We start from the raw sequence: 15,907 nt of genomic DNA on the forward strand, positions 1-15,907 counted from the left end.
TGCGGCACGGCAGACCTGCCGTGCCTCGTCGGTAGCAACCATACTCATCGTACGCTGTCACCGGAGAAATCCGACTCTCAGCTACTTCGGCAACTACTGTGAAGGGCGAGTTTTAGCCTTGCAACTTCCATAACTCCTTGACCGTTCGCGTTCAAGTACGTACTATGGGAGAGAAAATCACACACACTACGACGTCGCGCTCGTCCGTGACGTATCGCTCGATCCGTCGGGCTCCGAACCGATCGACACTGATCAGGAACTTCGCGACAGGGAAGGGACAGGAGGACCATGTTCGAAGATCGAACTGATGCTGGTCGCCAGCTCGCCGACGCCCTCGAGGACGTCGACGTCGAAGCCGATGTGGTACTCGCGATCCCGCGCGGTGGGCTGCCAGTCGGACGCGTCGTCGCGGATCGGCTCGGCGTTCCACTCGACATCGTCGCGGCGCGGAAACTCGGCGCGCCTGGCAATCCGGAGCTCGCGATCGGTGCCGTCGCCAGCGACGGGACCGCGTGGCTGAACGACTCGCTGATCAAGGAACTCGGAGTCAGAGATCGATACGTCAACGAGCAACTCGAACGCGAACAGCAGCAGGCGCGGGAGAAAGTCGAGCGCTATCGCGGTGATCGTCCGCCACTCGATCTGCGAGCGAAGCGGGTGCTCGTGGTCGATGACGGCGTCGCAACGGGTGCGACGACAACGGCGTGTCTCAGACAGATCGCCGACGCGGGCGCAGCACGGACGATCCTGGCCGTGCCGGTCGCCCCGCCAGGGACCCTCGATCGGCTCCGCACCGAAGCCGACAACGTGATCTGCGTCGAAGCGCCGTCGCAGTTCGGTGCCGTCGGACAGTTCTATCGCACTTTCGAGCAGGTCTCGGACGAACAGGCCAGAACGTATCTCGATACCGACGACGAACGGTGACATCTCCCACGTCGTGAACGAAGAGCCGGCGTCCGCGACCGACACGTTCGGCTCGGGCGGTATCGGGGTACCGACCGAAACGGTCAGGTCGGTCCCCTGCGTCAGTGTCGTGTATGTACGACGCGGTCATCTTCGACAACGACGGCGTGCTCTTACAGTTGACGGGCATGCCGCCCCACTACGAAGGTGCGCGGGACGCGTTCGCTGCCGTCGGCGTCGATGATCCCGCCGAAGAAGACGTCGAGGCGATGAGCCTCGGCGTCACGATCCCGGATCTGAAGCGGGTCTGCGAGCGCTACGATCTCGATCCCGAGACGTTCTGGCGGGCCCGCGACCGCGAACTCGCGCGCCTCCAGCAAGCCGAGATGCGTGCCGGTCGCAAGGAACCGTACGACGACATCGAGCACCTGTCCGCACTCGACCGCCCGCTTGGCGTCGTCAGTTCGAACCAGGACGCGACCGTCGAGTTCGCGTTCGAGTACTTCGATCTCGATCGACACTTCGAGACCGTCTACGGCCGACCACCGACCGTCGAGAGCCTCCGCCGAAAGAAGCCCGAGCCCTACTACATCGAGCAGGCGCTGTCGGACCTCGGCACCCGTGACGCGCTGTACGTGGGCGACAGCGAGACCGACATCCAGGCAGCCCACGCTGCGGGGATCGACGCCGCCTTCGTCAGGCGCTCACACCGGGCCGATACCGTGCTGTCGAGCACACCGGACTACGAGGTCGATAGCCTGGAGGGGATCGTCGAATTACTCGCAACCGGGTCAGCGAGCGACTGATCGCGGCTACCGAGATCAGAACACTCAGCGTCGCTTTCGGTCGCTATCGAAGTCGATGTCCAGTTCGTCCAGTTTCTCCTCCCACTCGGCGCGTTTCTCCTGGTGGTCTTCGAGGAACGCTTCCATCAACTCGGCTGCCTGCTCCTTGCAGCCGCCACAGAGGCGCTCGCCGTTGACGCACTCCTCGTAGACCTCGGTGGCGAACTCGTCGTCGTCGCCGGCCAGCAGGTAGGCGTACAGTTCGTAGACCGGACACTCGTCGGCTTTTCCGCCGAGTTCGCGCTGCTCTTCGGCAGTCTCGCGCCCGCCCGTCGTGGCGGCTTTGACCTTGTCGTAGCCCTCCGAGGGGTCGTCCAGCAACGAGATGTGACTCGCGGGGACTGACGAAGACATCTTGCCGCCGGTAAGGCCGGTCATGAAGCGGTGATAGATCGAGGACGGTGCCAGAAAGCCGTAGCCGCCGTGGTCGATCTCGACCTGGCGGGCGAGTTCCTCGGCGTCCTCGCGGGAGAGGTCGAACGCGTCGACGTGGGCCTCGTAGACGCGCTTTTCGCCGTCGATCGCTTCGATCAGCGCGTCGAAGGCCTCGTCGGTCGCGTTGCGATCAAGGAAGCGCGTCCGCGGCCGGAGCGGCTCCTTGCCGGCCTCTTTGAGCATCATGATGGCCGAATCAGTGGTGGTCGCGTTCGGATCGGTCGCGTCGGGATCACGCTCGTTTTCGAGGTAGCGGGCGGCGTCCGCACACCGGATCGTCTCTTCCGGGTGGCGCTCGCTGAGAGCGTCGTAGGCTTCTGCGATGATCGCCCGCTCGTCGGGATCGACCTCGAAGCTCGCGAACGCCTCGGTCACCTTGAAGTAGCGCATCCGCGCCGCCAGATCACGGGCCAGCCGCATGTGCGGGTCCTGATCGGGACCGACCGGGATCACAGTAGGTTTGGGCTCCTCGAGTTGCGGGTAGAGGATATCGGCCATCTGCGTGACGACGCTCTGCATGTGGCTCACGTCGGTCTCGCCGTCGAAGTCGTAGATGGCCTGGAGTTCCGAGAAGTTGGCTTTCGCGCCCAGCTCGAAGCCCAGATCCTGCACTTCGCGGTTCGAAGACTGTCGGTAGAGTTCGCCCGCCTCGGGATCGAACCCGAGCGCAAGCAGCGAGAGGACGTAGTTGCGCGCGTGCTCGTCGATCTCGTCCCAGCTCAGCTCGCGGGCGGCGTGGGCCTCCAGGTCGGCGATCAGGCCGTAGGCGTCACCGCCCCGCTCCTGATGCCAGATAATCTCGTCGAAGACCAGCTTGTGGCCGATGTGGGGGTCGCCGGTCGGCATGAACCCCGAGAGCGCGGCGAACGGCTCGTCGTTGCGCATCGCCTCTGCCACGGGTCGGTAGTCGCGGTGGCCGAAGATGACGCCGCGGCGCATCAGGTAGTGGGGGTCCGGTACTTCCGGCAGAACCTCCTCGAACTCCTCGATGCCGAACTGGGCAAACAGCTTGCGGTAGTCGTCGACGGTCGCCGAGCCCCACGGGTCCAGCGCGACGTCGTCGGCCCCGGATGCCGCGCCGCCGTCGGCTCGAACTTGTCTCGTGTCGGAACTGGGGTCGTCTGTCGGTGCAGTGTCGTCGTCGGTGTCTGAATCTCGTGTCATTGTGTCGATCTGGTGTGTGCGTCGTCGTCTCGAAGCCACGGCCGAGAAAGCGGAGGGAGCATCGCCGGCCTCGCCGGCGGGTTAGGCCCGCCGGGTGACGGCCGCGAGACTGTCCACTTCCGGAGCCTGCCAGCACCAGCGCCAACGATCGGTGGAAGTGGACGCCATATGCGGTAGATACGCCAAGCCGACCTTATTCTTTCCGGGTCGGTTCGACGGAACCCCGTGCCGGCCGAATAATGTCAATTTATTTTTCAAAAGGCCTAAATACCCAGCGCCCGAATTTGTAAGTGAAAAGTAAAGTTAATCTAAATCATAATTCTTTTCCGGCAGTCCCAACTATGCGTTGATACGAGAGTAGAGCGATCTCTCGGTCGGCTCGATGCGGTCGCACCGTTCGACAATCAGCGACGACACCACCGAAATGACAGATACATCTACCGACATCGACAGGGACGAAGCGTTCGATCCCGAAGCGGCCGCTGGCCGACGTGGCATCAGCTACGAGGAGCGGACGTACGTCCACGAGAGCACCGATCACTGCGAGGCCGACGGCGAGGGACGGGTCGTGGTCGGCGTCACCGACGAGGAAGGAGCTGCCTTGCTGTTAGTCGATCAGGACCGCTCGATCGCGATGCTCCCGAACGCCACGATCGACGCCGGCGACGGCTGGCTCCCCGCTGGCAGGCGTGCCGTCGCGGACGCGACCGGCCTCGAAGTCACTATCGGCGACCCGGTTCGCGTCCGGCGGATCGAGCACACCACCGAAGAGAGTGACACTCCCCACAACGCGACCTGGCACGTCGTCTTCAGGGCGTCACCGACCGGCTGCGACCCAGCTGCGCCCGATGATACGCCCTTCGAGGCCGGCTGGTACGAGCGTCTCCCGGTCGAGATGTCCGACGACCCCTCGACACGAGGAGACGCCCTCGCTGACGTTCGGTCGTTCCTCACGGAGCAATGACAGACGAGACACCGCCAGGATCGACGGCACCTCAGCTGACGATCGACGCTCCCGAGACAAGCCCCAACGACGAGCCGATCGCGGTCCAGATCACCGGAGCCGATCCGGGGGAACGGGTCCGGTTCGAAGCGACGCTCGTCGACCACGACGGGGTCGAGTGGCGCTCGCGGGCGACCTTCGACGCCGACGGATCGGGGATTGTCGACCTGACCGGGCAGGCACCGGTTTCCGGCACGTACGAGGGCGTCGAACCGATGGGGTGGCTCTGGTCGATGGCCACCGACGCCGACGCCCGGGGTGCCACACTGGACGCCGAGCCGACAGTCGAGATCGAACTGCGCGCGGCGACGGACGGCCGGCGGGCCGAGCGGACGATCGTCCGGCGGCTCTACGACGAGACCGTGACGATCCGGACAGTCGACCGTGACGACCTCGCGGGGATGGTGTTCGAGCCGCCGGGCGAGAATCCCCATCCGGGCGTGCTCCTGTTGCACGGTTCCGGCGGTCGGTTGCCCACCCGGGCCGCGCAACTGCTCGCGACCCACGGGTACGCGGTGTTCGCGGTCCGGTACGTCGGCGATCACCAGGCGGTCCCGGCCGAACACAGACGGGTACCGCTGTCGTACTTCGACGACGCGGCCGCCTGGTTTCGACAGCGGTCGGCCGTCGCTGGCGGACAGATCGGCGTGATGGGCGGCTCGCGGGGCGGGGAGCTCGCGTTGCTGCTGGGCTCGCGTTTCGAATGGGTCGGGGCCGTGGTCGCGCTCGCGGCCAGCGGTGTCGCGTGGGACTCCCCGAGCGACGAGCCCGGGTGGGTCGAGGAGGGAGCGGGCGTGCCACACCTCGAGGGGAAGCCGATCCCCCGAGAGACGGTCGCGGGTGGTCTCGAAGACGAACCGGTTGCGGAGGCGGCGATCCCCGTCGAGAAGACCGACGGGCCGATCCTGCTGGTCTCCGGCGGGGACGACCGCGTATGGCCGGCCCGACGGCTGTCGGAGATCGCCGTCGATCGACTGGAACGGGCCGGCTTCGAGCACCGGTTCGCACACCTGCACTACGAGGACGCCGGGCACCTGATCTCGGTCCCGTACGCGCCGCTGACCGGATTCGAGGCTGGCGGCGGAACGCCTCAAGGGACGGCCCACGCCGCAGAGGGGTCGTGGCCCGGGATACTGCGAACGCTCGGGCGCATCTAGCGACGGAGTTTCACTTTCACCCCGATCGCCGAACGCTTAACCTCGCGGACGCCAAAGCGGGGATCGAATGGCGGCACCCGAGGCGGCGACGATCGACCGACCCCTGATCGAGGAGGGCGTCCTCCAGCAGCGACGCTACCAGCTCGAACTCGCGGAGACGGCTGCGAGCAACCACGCGCTGGTCTGTCTGCCGACCGGGCTGGGCAAGACGACCGTCTCGCTGCTCGTGACCGCCCAGCGCCTCCACGAGGTCGGCGGCACCGCGCTGTTGCTCGCGCCGACCAAGCCGCTGGTCTCCCAGCACGCCGAGTTCTACCGGGAGGCACTCACAATCCCCGACGAGGAGATCGTCGTGTTCACCGGCGAGGTTCGGCCCGACGACCGCGCCGAGTTGTTCGAGGACGCCCGCGTCGTCGTCGCGACCCCACAGGTCGTCGAGAACGATCTGGTCGGCAACCGGATCACGATGGCGGACGTGACCCACGTCACCTTCGACGAGTGCCACCGCGCGACGGGCGATTACGCCTATACATACATCGCCGAGCGCTATCACGAGCAGGCCGAACACCCCCTGGCGACGGGCATGAGCGCCTCGCCCGGCGACGACGAGGAGGCGATCCTGGAGGTCTGTGAGAACCTCGGACTGCGCGAGGTCGAAGTGATGACCGACGAGGACAGCGACGTCGCCGAGTACACCCATCGGACCGAGGTCGACTGGAAGCGAATCGAACTCCCCGAGACGGTCATCGAGATCCGCGACGCGCTCCACGAGGTCATTCAGGAGCGACTGACGGAGCTGAAGGAACTGGGCGTCACGAACAAGACCCAGCCTGACATGTCCGAGCGGGAGATCCACACGATCCAGGGCAAACTCCAGGAGCTGATGAACAACGACCAGAGCGAGGGCTATCAGGGGATGAGCCTGCTCGCGGAGGTGCGGAAACTGCGGACCGCCGTGACCTACGCCGAGACGCAGAGCGTCGAGTCGCTGCGCCGGTACTTCGAACGCCAGCGCAACGCCGCCCGTGCCTCGGGTTCCTCGAAGGCCAGCCAGCGCCTCGTGAGCGATCCCCGGGTGCGCGAAGCGATGCGAAAGGCCGAGAACTTCGACGACCTGCACCCGAAGTTTCGCCGGACGCGGATGTTGCTCGCCGAAACGCTGGGTATCGAGGACGGCGAGCGCGTCATCGTCTTCACCGAGTCCCGCGACACGGCCGAGACGCTGACCGACTTCCTGAACGAGCACTTCGCGACCGAGAAGTTCGTCGGTCAGAGCGATACGGAGGGCTCGGAGGGGATGACCCAGAACGAGCAACAGGAGACGCTCGATCGCTTCCGCGCCGGCGAGTTCGAGGTGCTGGTCTCGACCTCCGTGGCGGAGGAAGGGCTGGACGTGCCGGAAGTGGATCTCGTGTTGTTCTACGAGCCCGTCCCGACGGCGATCCGGGCGATCCAGCGCAAGGGTCGAACCGGCCGCCAGACCGAAGGGCGAGTGGTCGTGCTCATCGCGGAGGACACTCGCGACGAGGCCTACTTCTGGAAGGCCCGCCAGGACGAGAAGCGGATGTACCAGGAACTGCAGTCGCTGAAATCGATGGCCGGGGAGATCGAGGCGGAACTCTCGCAGGCTAGCGTTGCGGAGTTCGAGACAGCCGACGAGAGCGACGCGAACGCGGCTGCCAGCGAGGGAGTCACGCCGGCAGATGGCAGCGGTAGCGGCGGATCGGATGCGGACGACGTGAAGAGAAGTGAGCCGGATTCGGGAGACTCGACAGGGGACGACACGGCGTCGGACGGTCAGACGGGACTCGACGCCTTCGCAGCAGAGAAAGCGGACGACAGAACGAGCGATGCGAACGCGGACGGCGACGAAGGGTCCGCGGACGACCCGGACGGAACCGTCGCCGAGGCCGGCATCGAGACGGAGGACGAAACAGTCGAAATCGTCGTCGACCAGCGCGAGCTGGACTCGACGATCGCCCGTGACCTCTCGAAGCGCGACGAGATCGAGACTCGCCTGGAGACGCTGGAGGTCGGCGACTACGTCGTCTCCGACCGGGTCGTCGTCGAGCGCAAGACCGTCAGCGACTTCCTGGACACCCTGACTGGTGGGGACCGATCGCTGTTCGAGCAAGTCAAAGACAGCGCGCGTTACTACGACCGGCCAGTCGTGATCATCGAGGGCGACGGGCTGTACGGCGAGCGCAACGTCCACCCCAACGCGATCCGGGGGGCACTGGCCTCGCTCGCAGTCGATTTCGGTGCGAGCGTCGTTCGAACCGACGACGAGGACGACACGGCCGCGATGCTGGCGGTGCTCGCAACCCGCGAACAGGAGCAGGCCGACCGCGCCGTCAGCGCCCACGGCGAGAAGCAGGCGAAGACGCTCCCGGAACAGCAGGAGTACGTCGTCGCCTCGATCGCCGACGTCGGACCCGTGACCGCCCAGTCGCTGCTCGCACACTTCGGCAGCGTCGAGGCGGCGCTGACCGCCGACGCCGACGAGCTGCAGGCGGTCGAGGGTGTCGGGGAGATAACCGCAGAGCGGATCCGCGAGGTCGTCGGCAGCGAGTACGATCCGCGATAGCGGCGACCATAGCCTTCGATCGGATCGGCGATGACAGTACTTTTGAGCACGGAACGCACATCTCGGGGTATGTTTGGAGGCGGCGGAGGCGGTCTGAACCCGCGCAAGATGAAGCAAATGATGGAACAGATGGGCATCGACATGGAGGACATCGATGCCGAAGAGGTGATTATCCGCACCAGCGACGAGGAGCTGGTGTTCACCGACGCCGAGGTCCAGCTGATGGAGGCCCAGGGACAGAAGACCTACCAGGTCGTCGGCGAGCCCGAGACGCGAGGACGCGGCGACGAGAGTGGTGCCGAGAGCGCTGCCGAAGACGAGGACAGCACGGGCGGCGACAACTTCGACGCCCAGGACGTCGAGATCGTCGCCCAGCGCGGCGGCGTCAGCGAGGACGAGGCGCGCGAGGCGCTCGAAGCGAACGACGGTGACCTCGCGGCGGCAGTCGCCGATCTAGAATAGTGACCGTCCTGCTCGTCAGAGAGGACCGGGAATACCTCGTTGACCCGGGTGAGCGACTGGAGACCGACCTGGGGATCATCGAGGTGCCTGACAATCCCGAGCCCGGCGACGTCGTCGAGTCACATCTGGGCGAGACGTTCCGCGTGCAGGTGCTGCGCGGCCCCGACCTGTTCGCGCACTTCGAGCGCACCGGCGCGCCGATGATGCCCCGCGACGTCGGGCTCGTGATGGGGCTGACCGGCGTCGGCTCCGGCGACCGCGTGCTCGACGCCGGGACCGGAACCGGCGTCCTCGCGGCCTATCTCGGGCGGGCCGGCGCGGAGGTAATGACCTTCGAGCGCGATCCCGAGTTCGCCGCAGTCGCACGCGAGAACATGACGATGGCCGGCGTCGATGATCGCGTCGAGGTGCGGACGGGCGATCTGACCGACCACCTCGAGGAGCTCGCCGGCGAGGCCTTCGACGTGCTCACGCTCGATACCGAGGACGCCGCGAGCGTCGTCGAGCGCGCGCCGACGCTGCTGGTCCGTGGCGGGTTCGTGGCCGTCTACTCGCCGTTCGTCGAATCGAGCCGGGAGGTCGTCGCGGCCGCCCGAGAGGTCGGACTGACGGAGATCGAGACTCTGGAGACGATCCAGCGCGAGATGGACTTCGACGATCGGGGCTCGCGACCCTCGACGGCCGGCGTCGGACACACGGGCTATCTGACGATCGCACGACGTCCGTGATACCGCCGGTTCACTCACCGACCGTCCGGATCAACTCGAACAACTCGGTCCGGAAGGTACCAGGATCGGTTTCCAGGTCCACGTCCAGCACGTCACCGAGGTCGACGGCGGGAAACGCACCGCCGGCGACGTAGAATGTGCCGTCGTGATTCCAGACACCGACCCACCCCTCGACCGGCAGGTCTGTCGGTTCGTCCGCACAGGTAAGCAAGTCACGCGCACGATAGCCGGTCAAACTCGCACGCTCGCCCGAGCGGACCCGCAACTCCTCACGGCGGCTCTGTGAGACGTCGGTGAATCCACGTTCGCGCAGTCGGTCGGCGAACCCGTCCCGAACCCGCGAGCGGACGATCCGGACGACCATCGACGGGATCGACCCCGGCGGCGACGGGGAGAGCGCGAGTCGCGTCGCAAAGAAGAAGCGCCAGGACCGATCACAGCCGATCGCGTCGATGACGCGGTCGCGCAGCCGGTCGTCGCCGTAGGCGACCGTGTGGCCGTGAACCGTGACGACCGGCAGGCGAGCCAGCACGCGCTGATCTGACTCGATCCGGACCCACCCCTTCTCGCGGAGGCGCTCGACTGGGAGGGCGGGCTCTGGGACCGTCACGTCAGTGATCGTCTTCGCGCCACTTGTGGCCACACTCGGTGCAGGTGAAAAACCGGGTCTCGGACTCGTCGGCCGACCGGATCTGCTTCATCTCCCAGAACGCGCGGTCGTTGTCACACTCCGGACACTGGGCCTCCGTCGTCGGTCCCATGTCCTCGGAACTGACTTCGGAGGTGTCGACGACCTCGCTCTTCTGCTGACCCTGGGTCGTGACCGCCTGGCGCTCGGCAGCCTCGCTGCGTGGCTTCTCCGCACCGCAACTCGAACAGACCCACACGTCACCCTCCGTTTTCATCATCGATCCGCATTCGTCGCAAAATTCCATATCGTCGTGTCTAGTGACTGAGTCACTTAAGCACCGTGTTTCGAACGTCGCGACGGGATCACCGGTGACGGCCGCGTGGGCGTTTGCCGCGCCGACCGCACCGGGGGCGATCCGGTGACCGCTGTCGTGGCGAGCGTGAACCTGCGCCCGGCTCCTGTTCCCGATCGTCGCTCTCGCCGCGCTGTCTCGTGGTCGCTCCGTCGGTCTGGGCCGCGCGTGCAGACCGAGTTTCTCCCGGGTACGAGCCCCCGTCGAGATCGTCCCCGGTCTCGAGGAGCCGCTCCAGACGGCGTTCGAACTCCATCTCGTCGATTTCGCCGGTCGCATACTGCTGTTTGAGCGTCTCCACCGCGTCCTCGGCGTCACTTGCTGTGTCGTGGTCGGTAGTCAATGGAGCGGAACGGCCGGACAGCAGCCAAAGCACACCGACACCGACGAGGCCCGCGACGAACACCCAGAAGACGGAACTGGTCGCTGTAACGGCGGCGAGACCGCCGACGAGCGCGAGAAGTGCGAGAGGCCAGAGACGACCCGTCGAGAGTTTTTGTATTGCTTCATTCACACACTACTATAACAGCCACAGTGACAAAATACCTGTGATATAGCCACGATAAACCGTGTTACTGCACTGTTCCGACAAACGAGTGATGTCCGATTTGTGCACAATTGTGCAGCCAAGAACAGGCCATCACGGCAGTATCGAGGGATCAGACGTTCGAATCCCAGTGCTCGCAAGGCTCCATGTCGTCCATGTAGCGGCCGTCGTGTGCGCAGTAGGAGACAATCCCGTTGTCGGTGCGGACGTAGCTGAAGTGCTCGCAGTTGCCACAGTACCGATCGGGCTGTCCGCGGACGGTGACCGAATCCAGGAAGGCGTCGTCGTCGGCCGTGGTGGCGCCGGCGCCGTCGCTGGCTGGCTGTCCGGACTGGGGCTGGTTGGTCTGGGTTTCGACCTCGCCGTCGGGCGTCGAGCCGAAGAATCCGATTCCGCCGAGTCCCTGCTGGGGTGTCGACTCCTCGATCAGCCTGATCCGGCCCTCCTCGGTCACTTCCATGCGGGCAGTACCGCCGGGTCGCTTGCGCGTCTCGAAGGTCGCGACCGCGAGAAACAGACACCAGGCGGTCGTCAGCAGGCCGGCGACGTAGACGAGCGTCGTCGCGAGGGTCAGCGCGGCATTCGGGTCAGCCGCGCCGAGCCACTGCTCGGGGTAGGCGTGGGTGAACAGCGCGACCCCGAAGACGGACACGCTCGCGCCGATGACGGCCGCCGCTCGCGTCGTTCGGCCGGCAGGTAAGACGACGAATCCACCGAGCATGGCGGCGGGCACCCCGATGCCGGCGAGGACGCCCGCGACCTCGCGAGACCCGAAAGTACCGAGTCCGAGCGTTTCGCTCAGTCCCGTCGTGGCGACGACGATCCCCCCGACGACGAGCGCGGCTCCGGCGGCGAACAGCGCGACGCCGAGATACAGCCGCTGGAGGCTCACGGCCCCACTCCGCTCCTCGTAGACCTCCGTGAGGCTGGTCATGCGGGACTGTACGGCGACCACAGTCAAAACTACCCGTCAGACGAGCGGCAGACACGTGCCAGCAGCGAGGGCTGGACGCTGGTGAGCGTCGGCCGGCGTGCAAACGCTGGACGATAGCGAACGTCGGGCGCAAGCGTGCCGGTACACGGGAGATGTTCGCATGCCGACTCCGAAAGCTCTAATCGCCACGGGCCGGAACAGAGTGGTATGAGCGACGACGAGGAGGAGGACGAACCCGCAGTCGAGCTCGGTGGCGGCCAGGAAGTAGAGGGCGTCCCGATCGCACAGGTCTCAGCACGACTGATGTGGGGCATCGAGAAGAGCGATGTCCGGCGTCGCGAGGGCGATACCACGATCCGGACGCCGGACGGACCGCGCGAACTCGGCGACGTCCTCGATGAAATCGACGAGACGTACTTCGATCGACGCCAGACCTTCGAGTCGGCCGTCCGCGACGTGATCGGACACGGGCCGGTCCCGACCGAATAGCTGGCAAGCCGAGTGCGACCGGAGAACGACGCTTCTAACCTCCGGGGACGCGTCCGTCCGCGTATGCTGCACTTCGTGACGGGCAACGCCGGAAAGGTCCGGGAGGCCCAGTCGCTTCTAGATGCTGACGTATCGCAGTTCGACTTCGACTACACCGAGATACAGAGCTCCGAGCTAGAGGCGATCGCCGCTCACGGGGCGCGCGAGGCCTACCGGGAAGTCGGCGAGCCGGTGTTCGTCGACGACTCCGGACTGTTCGTCGACGCACTCGGAGGGTTTCCGGGGCCGTACTCCGCATACGTCGAGGGGACTGTCGGGATCGAACGCGTGTGGCGGTTGGTCGAACCCGAAAACGACCACGGAGCCGCGTTCCGGGCGGTCGTCGCGTACTGTGACGGCACCGACGAAGAGTCGGTCCGAACCTTCGAGGGACGGGTGAGCGGCGAAATCGTCCCACCGCGCGGGGACGGTGGGTTCGGCTACGATCCGATCTTCGAACACGACGGCCAGACCTTCGCGGAGATGGAGCCCGAAGCGAAAAACGCTGTTTCCCATCGCGGTCGGGCGCTCGAGACGTTCGCCGAGTGGTACGAGAGCCAATAGCGCGACCGGAGCGAACGTCTGTCGTAGCTCGCCGTTCCGTGGCTGGTTTTTTCTCTCGTGGCCGCCCAGAGTCGGGCATGCGCGTCAGCGTCATCGGCGGCAGCAGCGTCGGCGAACAGCACTACGATCTCGCCCGTGACGTCGGCCGACTGTTGGGCAAGCGCGGCCACGAGGTCGTCTGTGGCGGACTCGGCGGGGTCATGGAGGGGGTCTGTCGCGGTGCGATCGAGACGGGCGGCCACACGATCGGCGTGCTCCCCGGCGAGGACCGGGCCGCGGCCAACGAATACGTCGAGACCGTGATCGCCACGGGGATGGGCAACGCCCGCAACGCGCTGGTCGTCCTGAATGGCGATGCGGCCATCGCGATCGACGGCTCGACCGGCACGCTCTCGGAGATCGCCCTCTCGCTGGATCGCGGGCTGCCAGTCGCGGGACTGGACACCCACGACGTCGAGGACCTCGAACCGGTCGAGACGCCCGGGGAAGCGATCGAGTACGTCGAGAGCGAGGTCGGGCGATAGTACGAGTCCGGCCGACAGTAGATTCTTGCCGCTGGCACCCGCACGTTCTGTATGGTCGTCGATCGAGACGAAGCGGTATCACTCGACGAGCGCGACGGAGAGGACGACGAGGACCCTTCGCTGCTCGCTCGGGTCAAGAGCTACTACCGGAAAGTGTTCTCGCCGGCGCGATACTGACGGCAGCAGAATCGTGATCGTCCGGGCAGTCAGAACACGAACCGTTCGAGGAGCCGGCGTCCGAGCGGCGGCCGCCGGGTGGCCTTCGGGTAGACGGTGACGGTCGTCGCACTGGTGGGTGGTGACGGCGGGCTATCGTCGAGCAGTACGTGGCGGAGTCGGTGATCGGCCCCCTCATGGACGACCAGGTCTGGCGACGAGTCCCGACCGCCGTCGGGGCGGACGGCCCTGGACCGGACGGGAACCGAGAGCATCTCCGACATCTCTCGTTCGAGGTCGGCGATCGTCTCCTCGTGGCGGTCAGTCCTGTCGCGATCGGCCGGGTACCACAGCGAGAGCGTGCCGTCGTTCGCGGTCGCGAGCGTCTCCGCGAGCGTGACGGACCTGGATCCGTAGGGCGTTCCATCCCCCGATAGCACGACGTGTTCGGGGTCGTCGTAGCCGAGATTGTCGACCAGGAGGACGTCACAGGGGGCGTGTCTGACGACCCAGTCGACGGGGTCGCCGAACAGCCGCGAGCGGAGCCGGAGCGGTTCGTGTTCGGTGAGGATCGTGTCCACGGCGTGATCCTCGGCGACGTTGACGATCGCGTGTTTCGTGTCGTGGCTGACGATCTCTTCGGCGTCGATCGTAATCCCGGACGTCGCGGCGAACTCGTCGATCCGACGCTCGAAAGAGCGATCGGCCGACGACTGGGCGGTCACGTCGTCGGTGAGCGGTGCCTGGTCGGGGATTTCCTCGAATCGGATGGCGATCACGCGGCCGTCGTTCGGACGAGCGACGTCGGCAGCCATCGAGAGCAGCGAACGCTCGCGGTCGGCCCCGAGGTCTTTCGTCAGCGCGACGAGCACGTCGTGTGACCCCTCGACGGAGTCGGATTCGATGTCCGCGATCGCGTCCCGGCCGACGCGCCGCCGGATCGCGTCGCGCGCGACGCCCTCCCGGCGGACGCGGGGTCGAACGTAGACGACGTACCAGACGATGCTTCCGAGCGTGATGAGGGCCGCCCCGGCGAGTGCGATCGTCCCCATCTGGGTCAACAGGAGCACGCCCGTGACGACGCCGAAGATCTGCATCCAGGGGTACAGCGGCGAGGTGAACGCGGGCTCGTACTCGGCGCTGCCCTCGCGGAACGCGACCACGGCGACGTTGATCAGCCCGAACACCATGATCTGGAAGGCGCTGGCGAGCTTCGCGATCTCGAGGATCGGGACGAACGCGATCAGGACCAGCATGACCGCTCCCGTGAGCGTAATCGACGTGGCCGGCGTCCCGAACCGATCGCTGACGGTCGACAGCGACGGCGGTGCCAGCTTGTCGCGACTCATCGCGAAGGGATACCGCGAGGAGGACAGCACGCCGGCGTTAGCCGTCGAAACCAGCGCGAGGACGGCCGCGACGATGACGACCACGACTCCGGCCTGGCCGAGCGTGGCTTCGGCGGCGACGGCGACCGGCGTCAGCGAGCCGGCGACGCTTCCGGGATCGGTGATCCCGACCATCACGGCGACGACGGCCACGTACAGAAGCGTCGTGAACGCGAGTGAGCCGAGGATTCCGATCGGGATGTTCCGGTCAGGGTCTTCGACCTCTTCGGCGACGCTGGCGACCTTCGTGACGCCGGCGTAGGAGACGAACACCAGCCCCGTCGCGGCCAGCAAGCCGCCGACGCCGTCGGCGAAGAAGTTCGCGTAGTTGGCCGACTGGACGCTGGGGGCGCTCCCGGCGGCGAACCAGCCCAGCGCCGCCAGCATGACGACGACGATCGCGACCTGGAGCCGGCCGGTCTGTTTCGCGCCGAGGAGGTTCACCAGGATGAGCACCGTCGCCAGCCCGAGCGCGACCGGTTTCAGCGGGAGGTCGAAGATGAGCAGCAGGTACGGGACGCCGCCGACCAGCGCCAGCGCACCCTTGAATGACAGCGAGAACCACGTCCCGACGCCGGCGATCGTCCCGAGCAGCGGCCCCATCCCGCGCTCGATGTAGATGTAGGTCCCGCCGGCCTCCGGCATCGCGGTCGCCATCTCGGACTTCGAGAGGGCAGCGGGAACCACGAGCAGGCCCGCGAGGAGATACGCGACGATTACCGCAGGCCCGGCGATCTTCAACGCGAGTGCCGGCAGAATGAAGATACCGCTGCCGATCATCGCACCGATGCTGATCGCGAGTACCGACGGAAGTCCGAGGTCGCGTTCGAGTTCTTTCATTGCTGGTTCGCGGGAAGTCTCTCGCTCGAGTTTATGAGACGAATCGTCATAAAGACACGGTTGCTATTGACGCTTCGTCGGAATGAATACGATAATATACCTAATCGTCTTCCAAATGGTTGTGTAGAGGTACCACGAAACACGGTCGGCAGCGGGCAG

The 15,907-nt window shown here is 66.1% G+C and carries 17 protein-coding genes; 11 read left to right on the forward strand and 6 right to left on the reverse strand.

What is annotated here, in order from left to right:
• The first annotated feature begins 288 nt into the window (after positions 1-288).
• On the forward strand, positions 289-924 hold the full coding sequence (locus OB916_RS14895) for a phosphoribosyltransferase (protein WP_315910089.1): 636 nt from the start codon (positions 289-291) through the stop codon (positions 922-924).
• 113 nt (positions 925-1,037) lie between these two features.
• Positions 1,038-1,709, forward strand: coding sequence for an HAD family hydrolase (locus OB916_RS14900; RefSeq protein WP_315910090.1), 672 nt, complete (start codon positions 1,038-1,040; stop codon positions 1,707-1,709).
• Between the two features lie 24 nt (positions 1,710-1,733).
• Here the strand turns inward: OB916_RS14900 and OB916_RS14905 are convergent, their stop codons facing one another.
• Positions 1,734-3,347, reverse strand: coding sequence for a tryptophan--tRNA ligase (locus OB916_RS14905; RefSeq protein ID WP_315910091.1), 1,614 nt, complete (start codon positions 3,345-3,347; stop codon positions 1,734-1,736).
• Positions 3,348-3,771: 424 nt separating this feature from the next.
• Between OB916_RS14905 and OB916_RS14910 the strand changes: the two genes are divergently transcribed.
• From OB916_RS14910 to OB916_RS14930, 5 genes are all read left to right on the forward strand, one after another.
• The gene (locus OB916_RS14910; RefSeq protein WP_315910092.1) at positions 3,772-4,311 is read left to right on the forward strand and encodes a hypothetical protein; all 540 of its coding nucleotides are present in this window, start codon (positions 3,772-3,774) and stop codon (positions 4,309-4,311) included.
• Entirely contained in the window at positions 4,308-5,507 is a 1,200-nt protein-coding gene (locus OB916_RS14915) for an acyl-CoA thioester hydrolase/BAAT C-terminal domain-containing protein (RefSeq protein WP_315910093.1), read from the forward strand. Before OB916_RS14910 ends, OB916_RS14915 begins: the two co-directional genes overlap by 4 nt.
• A 67-nt stretch (positions 5,508-5,574) precedes the next feature.
• Positions 5,575-8,094: a DEAD/DEAH box helicase gene (locus OB916_RS14920; protein ID WP_315910094.1), complete on the forward strand. Its 2,520-nt coding sequence runs from the start codon at positions 5,575-5,577 to the stop codon at positions 8,092-8,094.
• A 69-nt stretch (positions 8,095-8,163) separates the two neighbouring features.
• Positions 8,164-8,556: a nascent polypeptide-associated complex protein gene (locus tag OB916_RS14925; protein ID WP_315910095.1), complete on the forward strand. Its 393-nt coding sequence runs from the start codon at positions 8,164-8,166 to the stop codon at positions 8,554-8,556.
• The gene (locus tag OB916_RS14930; RefSeq protein ID WP_315910096.1) at positions 8,556-9,284 is read left to right on the forward strand and encodes a methyltransferase domain-containing protein; all 729 of its coding nucleotides are present in this window, start codon (positions 8,556-8,558) and stop codon (positions 9,282-9,284) included. Before OB916_RS14925 ends, OB916_RS14930 begins: the two co-directional genes overlap by 1 nt.
• A 10-nt stretch (positions 9,285-9,294) precedes the next feature.
• Here the strand turns inward: OB916_RS14930 and OB916_RS14935 are convergent, their stop codons facing one another.
• The 4 genes from OB916_RS14935 to OB916_RS14950 all read right to left on the reverse strand — a co-directional run bounded on the left by OB916_RS14935 (position 9,295) and on the right by OB916_RS14950 (position 11,748).
• Positions 9,295-9,927, reverse strand: a complete 633-nt coding sequence (locus OB916_RS14935) for a hypothetical protein (protein ID WP_315910097.1) — start codon at positions 9,925-9,927, stop codon at positions 9,295-9,297.
• Positions 9,896-10,219, reverse strand: coding sequence for a transcription factor S (locus tag OB916_RS14940; protein WP_315910098.1), 324 nt, complete (start codon positions 10,217-10,219; stop codon positions 9,896-9,898). Before OB916_RS14940 ends, OB916_RS14935 begins: the two co-directional genes overlap by 32 nt.
• A 58-nt stretch (positions 10,220-10,277) precedes the next feature.
• Positions 10,278-10,781 (reverse strand): SHOCT domain-containing protein, encoded by a 504-nt coding sequence (locus tag OB916_RS14945; protein ID WP_315910099.1) that lies wholly within the window; start codon positions 10,779-10,781, stop codon positions 10,278-10,280.
• Positions 10,782-10,926: 145 nt separating this feature from the next.
• A complete protein-coding gene (locus OB916_RS14950; protein WP_315910100.1) occupies positions 10,927-11,748 on the reverse strand; it encodes a DUF7139 domain-containing protein in 822 nt (273 codons plus the stop codon).
• Positions 11,749-11,955: 207 nt separating this feature from the next.
• On the opposite strand from OB916_RS14950, the gene OB916_RS14955 reads away from it, so the two are divergent.
• From OB916_RS14955 to OB916_RS14970, 4 genes are all read left to right on the forward strand, one after another.
• Complete coding sequence (locus tag OB916_RS14955) at positions 11,956-12,237, forward strand: DUF5789 family protein (protein ID WP_315910101.1); 282 nt, start codon at positions 11,956-11,958, stop codon at positions 12,235-12,237.
• Positions 12,238-12,300: 63 nt separating this feature from the next.
• Positions 12,301-12,840 (forward strand): XTP/dITP diphosphatase, encoded by a 540-nt coding sequence (locus OB916_RS14960; RefSeq protein WP_315910102.1) that lies wholly within the window; start codon positions 12,301-12,303, stop codon positions 12,838-12,840.
• A gap of 77 nt (positions 12,841-12,917) precedes the next feature.
• The gene (locus OB916_RS14965) at positions 12,918-13,364 is read left to right on the forward strand and encodes a TIGR00725 family protein (RefSeq protein ID WP_315910103.1); all 447 of its coding nucleotides are present in this window, start codon (positions 12,918-12,920) and stop codon (positions 13,362-13,364) included.
• A gap of 51 nt (positions 13,365-13,415) precedes the next feature.
• Positions 13,416-13,541 carry a hypothetical protein gene (locus OB916_RS14970; protein ID WP_315910104.1) on the forward strand — a complete coding sequence of 42 codons (126 nt, stop codon included), beginning with the start codon at positions 13,416-13,418 and terminating at the stop codon, positions 13,539-13,541.
• Between the two features lie 29 nt (positions 13,542-13,570).
• Here the strand turns inward: OB916_RS14970 and OB916_RS14975 are convergent, their stop codons facing one another.
• Positions 13,571-15,748, reverse strand: coding sequence for an amino acid permease (locus OB916_RS14975; protein WP_315910105.1), 2,178 nt, complete (start codon positions 15,746-15,748; stop codon positions 13,571-13,573).
• Positions 15,749-15,907: the final 159 nt, after the last annotated feature.

Source organism: Halapricum hydrolyticum, assembly GCF_025517535.1.
Taxonomy (GTDB): domain Archaea; phylum Halobacteriota; class Halobacteria; order Halobacteriales; family Haloarculaceae; genus Halapricum; species Halapricum hydrolyticum.